The organism is Thaumasiovibrio clandestinus, assembly GCF_047250365.1.
Taxonomy (GTDB): domain Bacteria; phylum Pseudomonadota; class Gammaproteobacteria; order Enterobacterales; family Vibrionaceae; genus Thaumasiovibrio.
Window position 1 is genome coordinate 74,032 of sequence record NZ_JBLBVL010000009.1, and the last position, 16,313, is coordinate 90,344.

Annotated in this window: 13 protein-coding genes; 10 read left to right on the forward strand and 3 right to left on the reverse strand. The window is 48.5% G+C overall.

Translation table 11 applies throughout. The annotated features are described in order from the left end of the window. Positions 1–273 precede the first annotated feature (273 nt). The 4 genes from argC (at position 274) to argH (ending at position 5,314) form a co-directional block, all read left to right on the forward strand. Positions 274–1,299: an N-acetyl-gamma-glutamyl-phosphate reductase gene (gene argC, locus ACKLNH_RS13425; protein ID WP_413112817.1), complete on the forward strand. Its 1,026-nt coding sequence runs from the start codon at positions 274–276 to the stop codon at positions 1,297–1,299. A 10-nt stretch (positions 1,300–1,309) separates the two neighbouring features. Continuing rightward, the gene (gene argB / locus ACKLNH_RS13430; RefSeq protein WP_413112772.1) at positions 1,310–2,095 is read left to right on the forward strand and encodes an acetylglutamate kinase; all 786 of its coding nucleotides are present in this window, start codon (positions 1,310–1,312) and stop codon (positions 2,093–2,095) included. 64 nt (positions 2,096–2,159) lie between these two features. Then, entirely contained in the window at positions 2,160–3,365 is a 1,206-nt protein-coding gene (locus ACKLNH_RS13435) for an argininosuccinate synthase (RefSeq protein WP_413112773.1), read from the forward strand. Positions 3,366–3,439: 74 nt separating this feature from the next. Continuing rightward, positions 3,440–5,314: an argininosuccinate lyase gene (gene argH, locus ACKLNH_RS13440; protein ID WP_413112774.1), complete on the forward strand. Its 1,875-nt coding sequence runs from the start codon at positions 3,440–3,442 to the stop codon at positions 5,312–5,314. A 239-nt stretch (positions 5,315–5,553) separates the two neighbouring features. Here the strand turns inward: argH and ACKLNH_RS13445 are convergent, their stop codons facing one another. Together ACKLNH_RS13445 and ACKLNH_RS13450 are read right to left on the reverse strand one after the other, a co-directional pair. Further along, entirely contained in the window at positions 5,554–7,005 is a 1,452-nt protein-coding gene (locus ACKLNH_RS13445) for a dihydrolipoyl dehydrogenase (RefSeq protein WP_413112775.1), read from the reverse strand. 70 nt (positions 7,006–7,075) lie between these two features. Continuing rightward, positions 7,076–7,807, reverse strand: a complete 732-nt coding sequence (locus tag ACKLNH_RS13450; RefSeq protein ID WP_413112776.1) for a glutathione peroxidase — start codon at positions 7,805–7,807, stop codon at positions 7,076–7,078. A gap of 306 nt (positions 7,808–8,113) precedes the next feature. On the opposite strand from ACKLNH_RS13450, the gene oxyR reads away from it, so the two are divergent. Continuing rightward, positions 8,114–9,016 (forward strand): DNA-binding transcriptional regulator OxyR, encoded by a 903-nt coding sequence (gene oxyR, locus ACKLNH_RS13455; protein WP_413112777.1) that lies wholly within the window; start codon positions 8,114–8,116, stop codon positions 9,014–9,016. 34 nt (positions 9,017–9,050) lie between these two features. Here oxyR and ACKLNH_RS13460 read toward each other — a convergent pair whose 3' ends face one another. Continuing rightward, on the reverse strand, positions 9,051–11,564 hold the full coding sequence (locus ACKLNH_RS13460; RefSeq protein WP_413112778.1) for a penicillin-binding protein 1A: 2,514 nt from the start codon (positions 11,562–11,564) through the stop codon (positions 9,051–9,053). 161 nt (positions 11,565–11,725) lie between these two features. Between ACKLNH_RS13460 and pilM the strand changes: the two genes are divergently transcribed. From pilM to ACKLNH_RS13485, 5 genes are read left to right on the forward strand one after another with little or no spacing between them, the layout of a single operon-like run. Beyond that, positions 11,726–12,724, forward strand: coding sequence for a type IV pilus biogenesis protein PilM (gene pilM, locus ACKLNH_RS13465; RefSeq protein ID WP_413112779.1), 999 nt, complete (start codon positions 11,726–11,728; stop codon positions 12,722–12,724). Then, complete coding sequence (locus tag ACKLNH_RS13470; protein ID WP_413112780.1) at positions 12,721–13,287, forward strand: PilN domain-containing protein; 567 nt, start codon at positions 12,721–12,723, stop codon at positions 13,285–13,287. Before pilM ends, ACKLNH_RS13470 begins: the two co-directional genes overlap by 4 nt. Next, positions 13,280–13,864, forward strand: coding sequence for a type IV pilus inner membrane component PilO (locus tag ACKLNH_RS13475; protein WP_413112781.1), 585 nt, complete (start codon positions 13,280–13,282; stop codon positions 13,862–13,864). Before ACKLNH_RS13470 ends, ACKLNH_RS13475 begins: the two co-directional genes overlap by 8 nt. Next, a complete protein-coding gene (locus tag ACKLNH_RS13480) occupies positions 13,851–14,423 on the forward strand; it encodes a pilus assembly protein PilP (protein ID WP_413112782.1) in 573 nt (190 codons plus the stop codon). The genes ACKLNH_RS13475 and ACKLNH_RS13480 overlap by 14 nt, the downstream gene beginning before the upstream one ends. A gap of 20 nt (positions 14,424–14,443) precedes the next feature. Next, positions 14,444–16,231, forward strand: coding sequence for a type IV pilus secretin PilQ (locus ACKLNH_RS13485; protein ID WP_413112783.1), 1,788 nt, complete (start codon positions 14,444–14,446; stop codon positions 16,229–16,231). Positions 16,232–16,313 lie beyond the last annotated feature (82 nt).

Consider the following 16,313-nt stretch of genomic DNA (forward strand, 5'->3'; position numbering starts at 1 on the left):
TTATCAATATGACTGAATAAATATAGCCCATTTGTTGACACTTTATGCACGCTAAGGTAAAAATAACAATTCACGGCAAGTGAATAACTATTGACTTGAGCGTGAGGTGGTACATTTGATACCTCTCTTGGATGATTTTCTGGATAATTATAGCGCTAGCTGATTGATGTGTGGTATTGGTCTTCGCTTTGGGTTTGGTTATTCGCACTGTTTTCATGATTCTTTGTCGCTTTTAAAAAATAGTAATTGAAAAGGCTTTAAATATTTATGCACATGACATCTCGAGTTTCCTCTCCGTTGCAAACCATTATTGTCGGGGGGAGCGGATACACTGGGGCTGAACTAGCGGTGATGGTCGAACGCCATCCAGGGCTCATGTTGAGCGGGGTGTACGTCTCAGCCAATAGCGCTGACGCCGGAAAATCATTGGCGGATTTACACGGTCAACTGCGCGGCATCGTTGAACGTCCGGTCATGCCGTTAACGGACGTGGCAGCCAGTGCTCAAGGTGTCGATGTGGTATTTCTGGCAACAGCACATGAAGTCAGCCATGCATTAGCGCCGCAATACTTGGCCGAGGGTTGTACGGTGTTTGATCTTTCAGGTGCGTACCGCGTGCCAGAGCAGAGTTTTTTTACTGATTATTACGGCTTTGAGCATCAATATGCAGATTGGTTAGAAAAAGCGGTATATGGATTAGCCGAATGGCATGCGAGAGAAATTGAAAACGCTCAACTAGTGGCAGTGCCAGGGTGTTATCCGACCGCATCGCAACTGGCGTTGCGTCCTTTGATAAGTGGCGGGTTAATCGATGCTGAGCAGTGGCCCGTGATTAATGCTGTGAGTGGTGTTTCAGGCGCAGGACGAAAAGCTTCAATGACCAACAGCTTTTGTGAAGTAAGCTTGCATGCCTACGGGGTGTTTAGTCATCGCCACCAACCAGAAATCAGTCACCACTTGTCTCAGTCGGTGATATTTACGCCACATTTAGGCAATTTTAAGCGTGGAATATTGGCCACGATTACAGCGAAGCTGGCAGCGGATGTAACAGCAAAAGAGATCGAACAAGCAATGCAGGCGGCCTATGCCGATAAACCCTTTGTACGTTTACTCCCTGCCACGATGGCGCGCATTCAGGACGTAGAAAGAACCCCGTTCTGTGATATTGGCTGGTCAGTTTCTGGACAGCACATTATTTTGACGTCAGCCATCGATAATCTATTGAAAGGAGCATCAAGTCAGGCGATGCAGTGCTTAAATTTGCGGTTTGGCTTTGCTGAAGAGACAGCACTAATTTAGGAGTTGTAGGATGGAATCGTCACCTTTAGTGATTAAATTGGGTGGAGCAGTATTGTCCGACTCTGAGACATTACAACGCTTGTTTGATGCCATTGCCGCGTATCAAGTTGCATCGGGTCGCCCGTTAGTACTTCTTCATGGCGGCGGGTACTTAGTTGATGAACTCATGGAAAAATTGCAACTTCCTACGGTTAAGAAGCAAGGTTTGCGAGTGACGCCATTTGATCAAATTGGCTATATCGCTGGGGCATTGGCTGGAACGGCCAATAAGCTCTTGCTTGGCCAAGCCGTTCGCTCGAAGGTGGCGGCGATTGGCCTGAGTTTGGCCGATGGTGGCCTATGCCAAGTTAGCCCCCTTGATGAAACGCTAGGCGCAGTGGGCCAAGCTGCGCCAGGTAACGGGGCATTGTTGCAGTGCTTGCTTGTAGAAGGTTACCTACCCATTATCAGCTCGATTGGGTTGGATAATGCTGGGCAGTTAATGAATGTAAATGCGGATCAGGCGGCGGTAGCTGTTGCGGCGACGTTGAATGCCGATCTTGTTTTGCTCTCCGATGTTAAAGGCGTGCTGGATGGTAACGGCGAGTTAATTGATGCTTTGACGGAGCCACAAGCGAATGCACTGATTGAAGGTGGGGTGATTCGTGACGGGATGATCGTTAAGGTGCAGGCTGCATTTGAGGCAGCGAAAACATTAGGTAAATCGGTAGAGGTCGCGACTTGGCATAGTCCAGACAAATTGGCGGCCTTGTTTAATGGTGAGCGGATTGGAACCCAGTTTGCGATTAATAAATAATGAATTGAGATAGTGTCGGCACGGAATGACCGCCGCACGGCATCGTGATAGTAAGGAGAGAGAGATGAGCAGCATTAAGAAAGTGGTATTGGCCTATTCTGGCGGTCTGGATACGTCGGCAATTATTCCTTGGTTGAAAGAGAACTATGACTGTGAAGTCGTCGCATTTGTGGCTGATGTCGGTCAGGGTGAAGCAGAGCTAGAAGGCATTGAAGAGAAGGCGATCGCATCGGGTGCATCGTCTTGCTATATCGCGGACTTAAAAGAAGCGTTGGTGGCTGACTATATTTACCCAACATTGAAAACAGGCGCAGTTTATGAGGGTAAATATCTTTTAGGTACATCGATGGCGCGTCCAATTATTGCTAAAGCGCAAGTCGAGTGTGCATTAGAGGTCGGGGCAGATGCGTTGTGCCATGGTTGTACCGGTAAAGGGAATGACCAAGTCCGCTTTGAAAGCTGCTTTGCCGCCCTCGCACCACAATTGAAAGTGATTGCTCCGTGGCGTGAGTGGGAGATGCGTAGCCGTGAAGATCTGCTGAACTACCTGGCTGAGCGTCAAATTCCTTGTAGTGCGTCATTGGAAAAAATCTATTCGCGCGATGCGAATGCTTGGCATATTTCAACAGAAGGCGGGGTATTGGAAGAGACATGGAATCAGCCAAATGACTTGTGCTGGGCATGGACAAAAGATCCCGAGCAGGCACCTGATCAAGCGGAACTGGTAACGGTTAAAGTTGAAAAAGGCCAAATTGTCGCTGTTGATGGTGAAGAAATGTCGCCCTATAACGCTTTGGTATACTTGAATGCTAAAGGGGTTGAGCATGGCGTAGGACGCATCGATATTGTTGAAAATCGTATGGTTGGCATGAAGTCGCGTGGTTGTTATGAAACTCCGGGTGGCACGATTATGATGGAAGCTCTGCGCGCCGTAGAGCAATTGGTGCTGGATAAAGAGTGTTTTGACTTCCGCCAAACCGTGGGCCTTAAGTTTTCTCACTTGGTTTACGACGGTCGCTGGTTTACCCCACTGTGTAATTCATTATTGGCAGCAGCAGATGCCATTGCACAAGATGTCAATGGTGAAGTTGTGCTAAAACTGTACAAAGGTCAAGTGACAGCCGTTCAAAAGCGTTCGGAAAATAGCTTATATTCAGAAGAGTTTGCCACCTTTGGTGAAGATGAAGTTTATGATCAGAGCCATGCAGAAGGCTTTATTCGTCTCTACTCTTTGTCTAGCCGTATCCGTGCATTCAATCAGCAAAAGTAAGCAAGCGAGAAAGAGAGGTTAGCAGGCTGACCTCTCGATAGAAGTAAGACGTCAAATTTTCAGGAGAGAGACTTATGGCATTATGGGGTGGACGTTTCAGTCAGGCGGCAGATACGCGGTTTAAGCAATTTAATGACTCACTGCGTTTTGATTACCGCTTGGCTGAACAGGATATTGTTGGCTCCATCGCCTGGTCAAAAGCGTTGCGTTCTGTGGATGTGCTGAGTGACGATGAGCAGCAGGCACTAGAGTTGGCGCTGAATGAACTGAAATTGGCAGTGATGGAAGATCCAGAGCAAATTTTGCGTTCAGACGCTGAGGATATCCACAGTTGGGTAGAGCAGCAGCTCATTGCTAAAGTGGGTGATTTGGGTAAGAAACTTCATACTGGGCGCTCTCGAAATGATCAGGTCGCAACAGACCTTAAGCTATGGTGTCGCCAGCAAGGGCAGCAGTTATTGCTGACGTTAGACCGATTGCAAAATACGTTAGTGGAAGTCGCGCGTGATCATCAAGCGACGGTATTACCTGGTTATACTCACTTGCAACGGGCGCAACCTGTCACATTTGCGCATTGGTGCTTAGCGTATGTTGAAATGTTTGAGCGTGACTATTCTCGTCTCTCTGATGCGATGCAACGTTTTGATACCTGCCCATTAGGCAGCGGTGCGTTGGCGGGAACGGCTTATCCAATTGATCGCGAAGCACTTGCGCATCAACTCGGTTTTCAGTCGGCAACCCGGAATAGCTTAGACTCTGTTTCTGACCGCGATCATGTGATGGAGCTGATGTCGATTGCGTCAATCTCTATGCTTCATCTCTCACGCATGGCGGAAGATTTGATTTTTTATAACTCGGGTGAGTCGAATTTCATTGAGCTGGCGGATACTGTGACATCTGGTTCATCGTTGATGCCACAAAAGAAAAATCCAGACGCGTTAGAGTTAATCCGTGGCAAAGTGGGGCGGGTATATGGCGCCATGTCTGCAATGATGATGACGGTTAAAGCCTTACCATTGGCATATAACAAGGACATGCAGGAAGATAAAGAAGGCCTGTTTGATGCCCTAGATTCTTGGGCTGACTGCATGGAGATGGCAGCGCTGTGCTTTGAGGGGATCAAGGTTAACCATGAGCGAACACTTGAAGCTGCAATGCAAGGCTACTCAAATGCGACAGAACTAGCTGATTATCTCGTTGCGAAAGGGATTCCGTTTAGAGAGGCACACCATATTGTCGGGATAGCGGTGGTCGCTGCCATCAGTAAAGGCTGCGCACTGGAAGAGCTCAGTTTGGTTGAAATGCAGAGCTTCTCGACGGTCATTGAAGAGGATGTTTACCCCATATTGACCATTGATTCCTGCCTTGAGAAACGTTGCGCTCTGGGTGGTGTGGCGCCGAATCAAGTTGATTTTGCGCTCGAGCAAGCCGAAAAGCGCCTTGAAAAACGTTACTCTCCAGCCGTTAAAGTTCGCGGTGCGCGCTTGACCGATTTGGATGCGATTGAAGGGATGGTGGTGTACTGGTCAGGGTTGGGAGAAAACTTGCCACGTAAGCGTAACGAGTTGGTTCGCGATATTGGCTCTTTTGCTGTAACAGAACATCAAGGGATGGTGACAGGTTGTGCGTCTTTGTATGTCTACGATTCCGGGCTAGCTGAAATTCGCTCACTGGGTATTGAAGCGGGCTGGCAAGGTCAGGGTCAAGGTCGTGCTGTGGTTGAGCACTTGATTGAGAAAGCACGCCAGATGGCGATAAAGAAAGTGTTTGTGCTGACTCGTGTGCCTGAGTTCTTTATGAAACAGAACTTTGTTCCGACATCGAAGACATTGTTACCAGAAAAAGTAATGAAAGATTGTGAGCGCTGCCCGCGTCAACATGCGTGTGATGAAGTGGCATTAGAGGTAAGTCTAGAAGAGCAGCTCATTGCCCGCATTAAAGTGGCTTAGGTAGTTAGTCACCGTAAGCGGTAATGAATGGACAATGTGAAAAGTCAAAGCCAGTGATTGTTCACTGGCTTTTTTGTGCTCGGAAACGGCTTTTCTTAAGCGCGTTTTTATTGGCGATTTTTCACGGCAAAAAGCCGATATTTTGCCGTTGTACAGTTAAAAAAGCGTTTGGATCATGGTAACCCTAAAGCCTTCTCGCCGTGAGCTTGGTGTGATGCATAACGCGAAAAGGTGACGGGCTAACAGCCAGGACCGCAGTCGAGGCAGTGTTTGATCATCTCTGGGCCTATGTGTAACTTGGCATTGAGATCGCGCAACGCTGTTCGTACTCCCTCTTCGATCACCGGGTGGTAGAAGGGCATGTCGAGCATTTGCGAAACAGTCATCTGGTTTTGATGGGCCCACGCAAGCAGATGGGCCAAGTGTTCGGCATTCGGGCCTATCATCTCTGCACCGAGAAAGCGCCCAGTTCCTTGTTCGCCATATACATGAAGTAAGCCTTTATTGCGCAGCATTACCCGTGATCGACCTTGGTTTTCAAATGAAACGGTACCTGTGGTAAAGCAGCCACATCCGCCTAAACGGGTCGTTATATCATGGTAACTTTCACCAACCATGGCAATTTGCGGATCGGAGAAGACGGCAGAAATCTTCGAGCGACGTAGTCCGGCGCGGATATCAGGGAACCGACCTGCATTGTCACCAGCAATGCGACCTTGATCGGCGGCTTCATGGAGAAGCGGCAGTTGGTTGCTGGCATCCCCAGCAATAAATAGATGACTGACGGACGTTTGCAAGGTGAAGTGGTCGGCAATAGGAACACCTCTGGTATCAAGCGCTACTGTGGTGTTTTCAATGTTAAGTTTGTCAGTGTTGGGGCGTCGGCCTGTCGCAGCCACCACATAATCAACCTGTTTGCTAGCGAGCTGACCTTGTTTGTCGAGATACTGGATTTCAACCCGATCATCGATGCGCTGCATGCTTTCTATTTTAACATCGGCATCTAAATAAAACTCTTCATTAAACGTACGATTGGCATAGGCCATTACTTCAGGGTCGGTCAATGGGCCAACTTGCCCACCGAGGCCAAACATGATGACATCGACACCTAAGCGTTTTAGCGCCTGACCAAGCTCTAGGCCGATAACGCCAGGGCCAAAAACGGCAACCGATCGCGGCAGGTCATCCCAGTCAAAGATATCATCATTAACGACAAGGCGTTCCCCTAACTCATCCCAGGCGGCAGGATAGGCTGGCCGAGATCCCGTTGCAATAACGATACGTTTTGCCTCGATCATCGTGTGGTCATCAATGATAAGCGTGTTGTCATCGATAAACTTGGCGTAGCCTCGAATCTTATCGTTTGCTGGGATCTCATCGACACTTTCCAAGACGAAACCGACAAAGCGATCTCGCTCGCGTTTAACGCGTTCCATGACCTCACGACCATTGATCAAGATCTCTCCTTGCGGATGAATGCCAAAAGCAGGCGCTTTTTCTATGTTATGAACGCTTTCGGCTGCTGCAATGAGCAGCTTGGATGGCATGCAGCCAACTCTGGCACAGGTGGTACCATATGGGCCGCCTTCAATCATCACAACGCTGTTAGTGTGCTCTTTTGCTGCACGATAAGCACCAAGTCCTGCGGTTCCGCCACCAATAACGGCGACATCAATAGATATTTTTTTCATGCTTATTTCTCTTATCAAGCGGAAATTTAGCGGGGCTATCCCCGCTGAAAGTGATGGTTAGGTTGTTAATTTATTGGTTTAAGAACGTATCCAGCTCTTCGCTGCCACCAATGTGTTGTCCACCAATAAACACTTGCGGTACCGTGTCGCGGCCAGTAATGGCGCGTAAGCTAACCGTGGTGGCATCTTTACCGAGTACGACCTCTTCATACTGAATGCCATTATCGATCAGCTGTTGCTTTGCTTTGGCACAGAATGGGCAGCCCGGTTTGGAGAAAACGGTCACCGACTCTTGTACTTTGTGGTTTGGAGCAATATAGCCCAGCATCGTATCGGCATCAGAGACTTTGAATGGGTCGCCTGGCTCATTAGGTTCGATGAACATTTTTTCGACCACGCCGTTTTTCACTAGCATGCTGTAGCGCCATGAGCGGTCGCCAAAGCCGAGGTCGTGCTTGTTGGTTAACATGCCCATCCCTTTGGTGAATTCGCCATTGCCGTCAGGAATAAAAGTAATGTTGTCAGCTTCTTGATCGGCTTTCCAAGCATTCATGACAAAGGTGTCGTTGACCGAAACACATAGAATGTCATCGACACCATGTTCAGCAAAGACTGAAGACAGTTCGTTATAACGTGGTAAGTGAGTTGACGAGCACGTCGGTGTGAAAGCCCCTGGCAGGCTAAAGACAATTACCGTTTTGTTGGTAAATAGTTCATCAGTCGTGACGTTAACCCATTGGTCACCGACACGGGTCGGGAAAGTAACGCTTGGAATTTGTTGGCCTTCTTTTGATGTAAACATAATGCTGTCCTGTCTTTTACTTCTAAAGCGATAAGCAGTGAATTCAGTTCTCTGCGTTGATGATGTAAGTATTGCTGTTTTCGTGAGATAGCTCCAATCGCTTGTTGCTATACAATTGATAGGCTGTGACTATTGAAGTGACCAGTATCGACGAGCTTTGAATTGCGCTTGCTGGTGTTAATATGCCGCATTAGGGGCTTTTTATGAGAGAATCATCGGCAAGGGTGAGCAATGGACTAACGTCACCTTAAAGGCCTTGATAGGCGCTATTGCTTGCGGTACTTATTTTTTGCAATGGATGAAACGATGAATATTCGCGATCTTGAATATCTGGTGGCATTGGCCGAGCAGCGTCATTTTCGACGCGCCGCAGAAGCGTGCCATGTCAGCCAGCCAACGCTGAGTGGGCAGATTCGTAAGTTAGAGGGAGAACTCGGCCTTACCTTACTCGAACGAACGAGTCGCAAGGTAATGTTTACTGACTCTGGGATGCAGTTAGTTGCACAGGCGCAAAAAGTGTTGCTGGAAGTGAAAGTACTGCAAGAACTCGCCAGTCAGCAAGGTGAGAGCATGGCGGGCCCAATTCATATTGGTTTGATCCCAACGGTAGGCCCTTATTTGTTGCCGCACATTGTACCCTTGCTACGTGATGCCTTTCCTGACTTAGAGCTATTTCTCCATGAGGGGCAGACCCATCAGCTGGTGGAGCAACTAGAGACCGGAAAACTGGATTGCTTGATATTGGCGGCAGTCAAGGAGACGGAACATTTTATTGAGTTGCCTTTATATGCAGAGCCGATGGTACTAGCACTGCCTGTTGAGCACCCTTGGTGTTTACAACAGAAGTTACCCTTATCCTCGTTATCGGGGCAGACGTTACTGATGCTAGGCAGTGGTCATTGCCTAAGGGATCAAGCGATGGGATTCTGTTTTGCTGCAGGAGCAAACGAGGACGAACGCTTTAAAGCCACGAGCTTAGAGACCTTGCGTAATATGATTGCTGCTGGGGCGGGATTAACACTGCTGCCACATTTGGCGACGCCCGGGAATGGCGAGCGGGATGGGGTTTATTATTTACCCTTGGTGGATCCACAGCCGAGTCGAGAGATTGTGTTAGCCTATCGTCCAGGATCACCACTGCGGCCACGTTATGAAAAATTGGCTAATGTATTGCAACATCATATGCAAGCGAGTGGTTGCTTGAAATAAAAAACGGGGCAAGCCCCGTTTTTTATGTGCTGGCTTAAAACAGCTCTTCAGCGGGAAGGGTTTCGCCAGACTCAAAGATACTAGTTTCAGTTTCATCTACCAGTTCAGTGGGTTCGGTGCCCTCGAGGAAATACTCAAACATTGTGGTGTGATCGCTACGCGGGGTTAATAGCCCAGAATCACGGTCAATGCGCACACGGCTGATATTGTCAGGGATCTGTTTACGCTGTACTGGCGTATCTGCCAGTGCGGTGCGCATAAAGTCGACCCATGCCGGCTGAGCGGTATTGGCACCCGCGGCACCGCCGACGGTTTGACCATCGCCAAGGTTAGAGTTAAGGCTGGTGCGGCCTAAACGGCGGCTATGATCATCAAAACCAACCCAAACGGTTGCGACGACGCCCGGTCCATAACCAGAATACCAGGTATCTCTGGAGTCATTGGTGGTTCCTGTCTTGCCGCCAATATCGCGGCGGCGTAAGGTTTGAGCCCGCCAACCTGTGCCGTTCCAACCACTGCCATGGCGCCAGTCTCCGCCGCCCCAGACATTGCTCTCTAACATTTCGCGTACCAAGAACGCCGTCTGTTCACTGATCACTTGAGGCGCGTGCTGGGGTATGTCGTCTGTGCTATTTTCTAACAGATCTTCTTCCACGCCAAACAGTGAGCTTAACTGTGCTTCTGCGCTTAGTTGAGGGTCACAGTTGTCACGACAGACCTGAGTCGGTTGGGCTTCATATAAGACATTGCCAACCGCATCTTCAACCCGTTCAATGAAGTATGGCTCAACAAAATAGCCGCCATTGGCAAAGACCGCGAACCCTTGCGACATCTCAAGCGGGGTTAAACTGCCGGCCCCTAAAGCGATTGCTTCTGCGCGTGGAAGGTCATCACGCTTAAAGCCAAACTTGGTTAAATAATCAATAGTGTCATCCAGCCCCACACGTTGTAGCACTCTAACTGCCATCACGTTTTTCGATGTTGCTAAACCGATTCGAGCCCGGGTTGGACCGTTGTAGGTGGCTGGTGAGTTTTTTGGCCGCCAAGCAACCCCCATGCTTTGATCCCAACGGTTGATTGGCGCATCATTAATCAGGGTTGCTAATGTCATGCCTTCATCGATTGCAGCAGAGTAGATGAAAGGTTTGATGCTTGAACCGACTTGTCGAATTGATTGGGTTGCTCGGTTAAATTTACTGTGAACAAAATTGAACCCGCCAACCATCGCGAGGACTGCGCCATCGTTCGGTGAGATGGCAGTAAATGCGGTGTTGGCAACAGGAACTTGGCTCAATACCCATTCATCTTCTTGTGGGGCGATATAAATAACGTCTCCCGCGGTGAGAATTTCAGTCGCTACTTTTGGAGCCGGACCTTGACGATCATCGGTAATGAAGCGACGAGCCCATTTCATCGCATCCCAATCTAAGGTGATTTGTTCGCCGTTACGGGTCATCACGGTTGCGTCTTGCTCTGTGACCTCCGTTACCACCGCCGCACGTAGTGCGCCGTAAGTCGGCTGTTGACGTAGCGCGCGACGGATTGCTTCTTCATCGGCAGGCTCGTCGTCTTCGCCCCATAATGACGTAATCGCACCACGATAGCCGTGACGCTGGTCATAACGAAGCAGGTTATCGATGCTCGCTTGCTGTGCTGCCTGCTGTAGTGTGCTGTTTGCCGTTGTATAGATACGATACCCAGAGGTGTAAGCCTCTTCACCGTAGCGTTCAAACATCCAGGCACGGGCATATTCAGAGAAATATGCGGCACTGAGTTCGATATCGGCACCATGATAACGGGCAACAACAGGCTCCGCCCTTGCTTGCTCAAACTCAAATTGAGAAATGTGTTTTTCATCCAGCATGCGGCGAAGTACAACATTACGCCGGAAAGTCGCGCGATCTACCGAGTAGATTGGGTTCATGGTTGACGGCGCTTTTGGCAGACCAGCTAAGGTTGCCATCTCACTGAGGGTAAGCTGATCGAGCGTTTTACCATAATAAACCTGTGCCGCAGCACCAATGCCGTAAGCACGATGACCGAGATAGATCTTATTAAAATAGAGTTCAAGGATCTCATCTTTGGTCAGCAATTGTTCAATATGAATAGCGATGAAAATCTCTTTGATTTTCCGCATTATCTTCTTCTCGTTACTGAGGAAGAAGTTTCGTGCCAGTTGCTGGGTGATGGTACTGGCGCCTTGTTTGGCACTCCCCGATGCAGCCACAACGATGGCTGCGCGAGCAATGCCAATAGGGTCGATACCGTAATGGGTATAGAAGCGGGTATCTTCCGTCGCCAGTAAGGCGTCAATTAAAGGCTGTGGAATTTCATCCATAGTGACAGGAACGCGACGCTTCTCGCCAAACTGCGCCATGAGCTTGCCATCATGACTGTAAACTTGCATTGGTGTTTGCAGTTCAACATCTTTTAACGTCGCCACATCGGGCAGTTCTGGCTTCACGTAAAGGTAGAAGCCAAAAATTGTACCGACTCCAAGAAAAATGCAAAACACTGCAACCCACATCAATCGCTTTATGAACTTCACTTGAGAATTCCCGTTACGCCTTTGTTCGAAGGTTATTAAGTAGTAAGACCATAGTATAAAGATTACTCGAACAAAAATAATAAATAAATTCACACCATTAGATGGAGTGAACGCGAAAGAGTTCGTTTTCATATATCGCGAACATAGGAGCGGTTCCCGACATGTTATTAAACCCTCTCAGCATCGGCTTAGATATTGGTAATTTCAGTATCAAAATGGTGGTGATAGAACTACGCAAACGACAGCCGGTTGTGTTGGCTTTTGAAGAGCAGGTGCTTTCTACACCCATACTTAACGACCAGCATAGTGTTGATCACAATATTTTGTTGTCAGAATTGCGTCAAATTAAGCGTGCTATCCCCAAGCGGGCGCGTCGTGTCAGTATGGCATTACCTGATAGTGCAGTTATCAGTAAAGTGGTTCACTTAGATCAGCAACTGTCTGAGCAAGAGAAACATATTGCTGTCCACCAAGCATTAGCGACCTCATCGCCATTTCCGGTTGAGGATCTGCAATTAGACTATTTTGCTGTTGATATGGGGGAGTCGACATCGACCACCACCAGCACAGCGTATCAAGTTTACGCTTGCCGTAAACAGACTATTGCAGGCCGTATTACAGCGTTAAATAAAGCCAAGCTTCGCCCCTCTGTCATGGAGTTGAAGTCACATGGGTTGATTTGGCTCGCGGATGCACAGCAGGCAGCGTTACCGACGCCGCAAAACTGGGCAGTGGTTGATATTGGAATGAAGCAGAGTGATTTCTGTGTTGGTGTCAGTGGCTCGCAGTTCTACCGACGTGAAATGCCAGTTGCGGTTGCGCAAGTTGCATTAGGTAGCCCGCACTTTGATTGGCAGCATCCTGATGTCATGCTGTGTCAGCGCCTGATGCAGCAACTTGCCGAACAACTTCGACGTCAAATTCAGCTCTATAACTCAACGCACCCTCAAACGCCGTTAAATGGTATTTGGTTATCGGGGGGGGCGAACAATCTACTTGATAATGAGTTACTCGCAAGAGAGCTGGAGATGCCAGTGCAATGGGCCGATCCATTTACCGTATTGCGTTGCCATGAAAAGTCAACGCAAGCCTATCCAGAGCAGAACTATAGTCGCTTTGGCCTCGCGGCTGGGCTGGCATTAAGAGGGCTGCAGGCATGATTAAAATTAACCTTCTCCCTTGGCGCGAATGGCAACAACAGCAGCATCAGCAACGCTTCAAAGCACTGTTGTTCGGCTCAATTATGCTGAGTGGTGCGCTTATTTATGGCACGCATAACTACGCAACAGGTCAGCTACGGGTTCAGCAGCATAGGAACCAAGCGTTTGAACAAGAAATCCGCATGTTGGATTATCAGCTCGCCAAAGTGCCTGCCATGAACCAGCAGCGCAGTGAACTGCTACGGCGTGTGCGTGTTATCAATAACATCCAGCAGCAGCGTAACCAAGTGACGGCGTTGCTTAATTTATTTCCGAAACTGGTTCCTGAAGGCGTCTACCTTGAGCAGCTGTCTGTAGATGGCAGTCGTGTTGAGTTGCGTGGATTGGCGGATAGCAATGCACAACTCGCTAATTTCCTTGCCAATGGTGAAGCCAATAGCCATATCAATAATTTGATTATGCACTCCATTATCACTGAAAAGCAGAGTGCTGCGTCACAACAGATAGCATTCAGAAGTTCATTTGAATGGATCACATCGATACAGGAGGACTCTGATGAGTGATTGGCGGGAGTTAGAGTTTGATGAAATTTTACAGTGGCCAATTGCAGCACAAGCCATTGTTATCTTTCTGCTGAGTATCGTGCTTTGTGTTGGCGGCTTTTTTTATTGGGTGCGGCCGGAGCTGATCACCTTAGATCAACTAAAAGAGCACGAAATGACCCTACATCAACAGCTACGGGCGAAGAGTAATCAAGTTGCCGCTATTCCGTTATTGGAAGAGCAAATAGCCTTGCTGCAAGCGCGCTATGAGCGTGTATTAACGCAGTTACCCGCGGAGCAGGAGTTAGCATCATTAGTCTCTGGCGTGAATGAGATTGGCGTCGAGCATGGGCTGGCATTCCACCGTATCGATTGGGCTAATCGAATTCAACAAGATGATTATGAGGAAATCCCATTGAGCCTGTCTATCTCCGGTGGCTATAACAAATTGGGTGAGTTTAGCGCCGCTATCGCCGCCATGCCTCGTTTGGTGAGTTTGCATGACTTTAGTTTAGGGCGCAATGAGGAAGAACTGCGCATGCAGGTCGCTGCAAAAACCTATCGTTTCTTATCGGAGGTTGAGCGTGAAAAGTTGTGATATCTCTTATTTGAAGCCGTTAGCACGACGCGGATTCGGTTTCGGGCTTCTCTGTGCCGTCGTGCTGCTATCTGGTTGTCGCGCGAATAATGAACCTATTGCTCCGTTGGTGAAACAGATTCGCGCCCGAGCAACGGCAAAAGTGGAAGCGCTCCCGTTGGAGTTTACCTATACCCCATTGGCTTATGAGGTGACAACAGAACGGCAACCGTTTGCCAAGCCAGTCGCAACGCGTTTGGTTGCGAATACTGCGGTAACAGACTGTTGGCAACCGAATATGGCTCGTCACCCCGAGTCGTTAGAGCAGTATTCGTTAGATACCTTGGCGGTTAAGGGCGTGATTGGTGATAAATCCGATCGCTGGGCGCTGATTCAAACGCCAGAAGGTAAGCTGGAGCGAATAAAAACCGGGCAATTTATGGGGCTTAACCGGGGGCTGGTTCAGGTGGTAGATGCCTTTGGCATTGAGGTTCAAGAGAGCCTTCCAGATGGTTTAGGTTGTTGGCAACAACGTTCATTAAAACTGGCAGTTAATCAGCCTGTGAGTGTGTCGCAATGATAGGAAGTGTGAGTAAACAAATGGAATTTTATAAAAACGCGGGAAAGAGTACCATGCGGCAGCGTTCATGGCGCGAGCGGTTAGGCCACGGGTTTTTAGCACTGTTTATGCTGGCCGGTATGATAGGTCATGCTACTGCTGGGACGACCGATGTAAATACCGAGACGGTGTCAACACAAAATGGGCTACCGCTCTCTAATCAGATCGAAAATATTGACTATCGTCGTCATGCTGAGGGGTATGGTGTCATGGTGGTCGATTTTGCGAGTCCGCAGACAATTGTCAATGTTGAGCGACGCAAAAAATCGCTACAGGTTGATATTCTAAATACGAGCTTGCCCAACCATTTACTGTATATTCTGGATGTAAACGACTTTGCGACCGTCGTGAACCAGATTGAAACTTTCATGTTGGAAGATGGCGCACGCATCGTATTGGAGGCGCGAGAGGGCTACGAATACGACTATCAATTGGTCGGTAGCCGCTTAGAGCTAATGGTAAAAGCGTTGCAGACGACCGTTGAACCTGTCGAGGAAGAGGTCGTCTATACCGGTGAGCCTATCTCGATTAACTTCCAAGATATTCCTGTGCGAAATGTGCTGCAGTTGGTCGCTGACTACAATGACTTTAACCTTGTTGTGTCTGATAGTGTGCAAGGCAATGTCACTTTGCGCCTTGATGGTGTGCCATGGGAGCAGGTGCTGGACTTGATTTTGCAAGTGCGTGGTCTAGATAAGCGCGTTGAAGGCAATGTGGTGCTGGTAGCGCCGAAGGCTGAATTAGCAGCATCAGAGCAATTGGCGTTGGAAGCAAAACAAATTGAAGAGAGCTTGTTGCCATTGGAGACACGCTTGTTTGCGATTAACTTTGCTAAAGCGAGTGATATTGCAGCATTGTTGGTTGGCGAAGAGGACAGTGTTTCATTGTTGTCAGCTCGCGGCGCGATCAGTACTGATGAACGAACCAATACCTTGATTGTAAGAGATGTACCAGAGCAATTGGACAGTATCGCTGAGCTGGTCGAAAGTTTGGACGTGGCGATTAGCCAGGTACAAATTGAGGCGCGTATTGTTTCTGTTGATGAAGGGGATTTGTCTGAACTTGGTGTTCGTTGGGGCTTTTTCAATAACAATGGCAGCTTCACTGCGGGCTCGAATATTGAAACCAATATGTTTCATCAAGGGCGACTTGATCCTGATGAAGAGTTTACGGTTGATGACTACATGAGTGTCAATTTGGGCGCGACAGATTCACGTGCATCGAGCATTGCTTTTACGGTGGCCAAGCTGGGTAAGAATTTGCTGCTGGATCTCGAGTTGTCGGCATTGCAAGCGGAAAATAAAGCGGAAATTGTATCAAGCCCGCGCCTAATGACCGTCAATAAAAAGCCTGCGTATATCGAGCAGGGAACAGAAATCCCTTACCTTGAGGCCGCGTCCAGTGGGGCTGCAACCATTGCATTTAGAAAAGCGGTACTCAGTTTGCGCGTTATTCCTCAGATTACTCCGGATGGGCGATTGATCCTTGATCTAGAGGTGACGCAAGACACCCCTGGAGAAACGGTGAAAACTGGCTTTGGGGAAGCGGTATCGATAAGCACTCGCCGTATTGATACTCAGGTGATGGTGGAAGATGGAGAGACGGTCGTTCTCGGTGGTATTTTCCAACATGCAACGATCAAGAGTTCCGATAAAGTGCCATTACTTGGTGATTTACCGGCGGTTGGACGCCTATTCCGTCGTGACTCGGAAAGTATTCAAAAGCGTGAGATGTTGATTTTTGTGACACCACAGATAGTAGCTAAATAGATATACTGTTGATTTAAATACCTTTCTTTATGTTCTTGAGCTGAGTCTATTTGTCTTATCGGAAGCAAAACCGCAACCGATA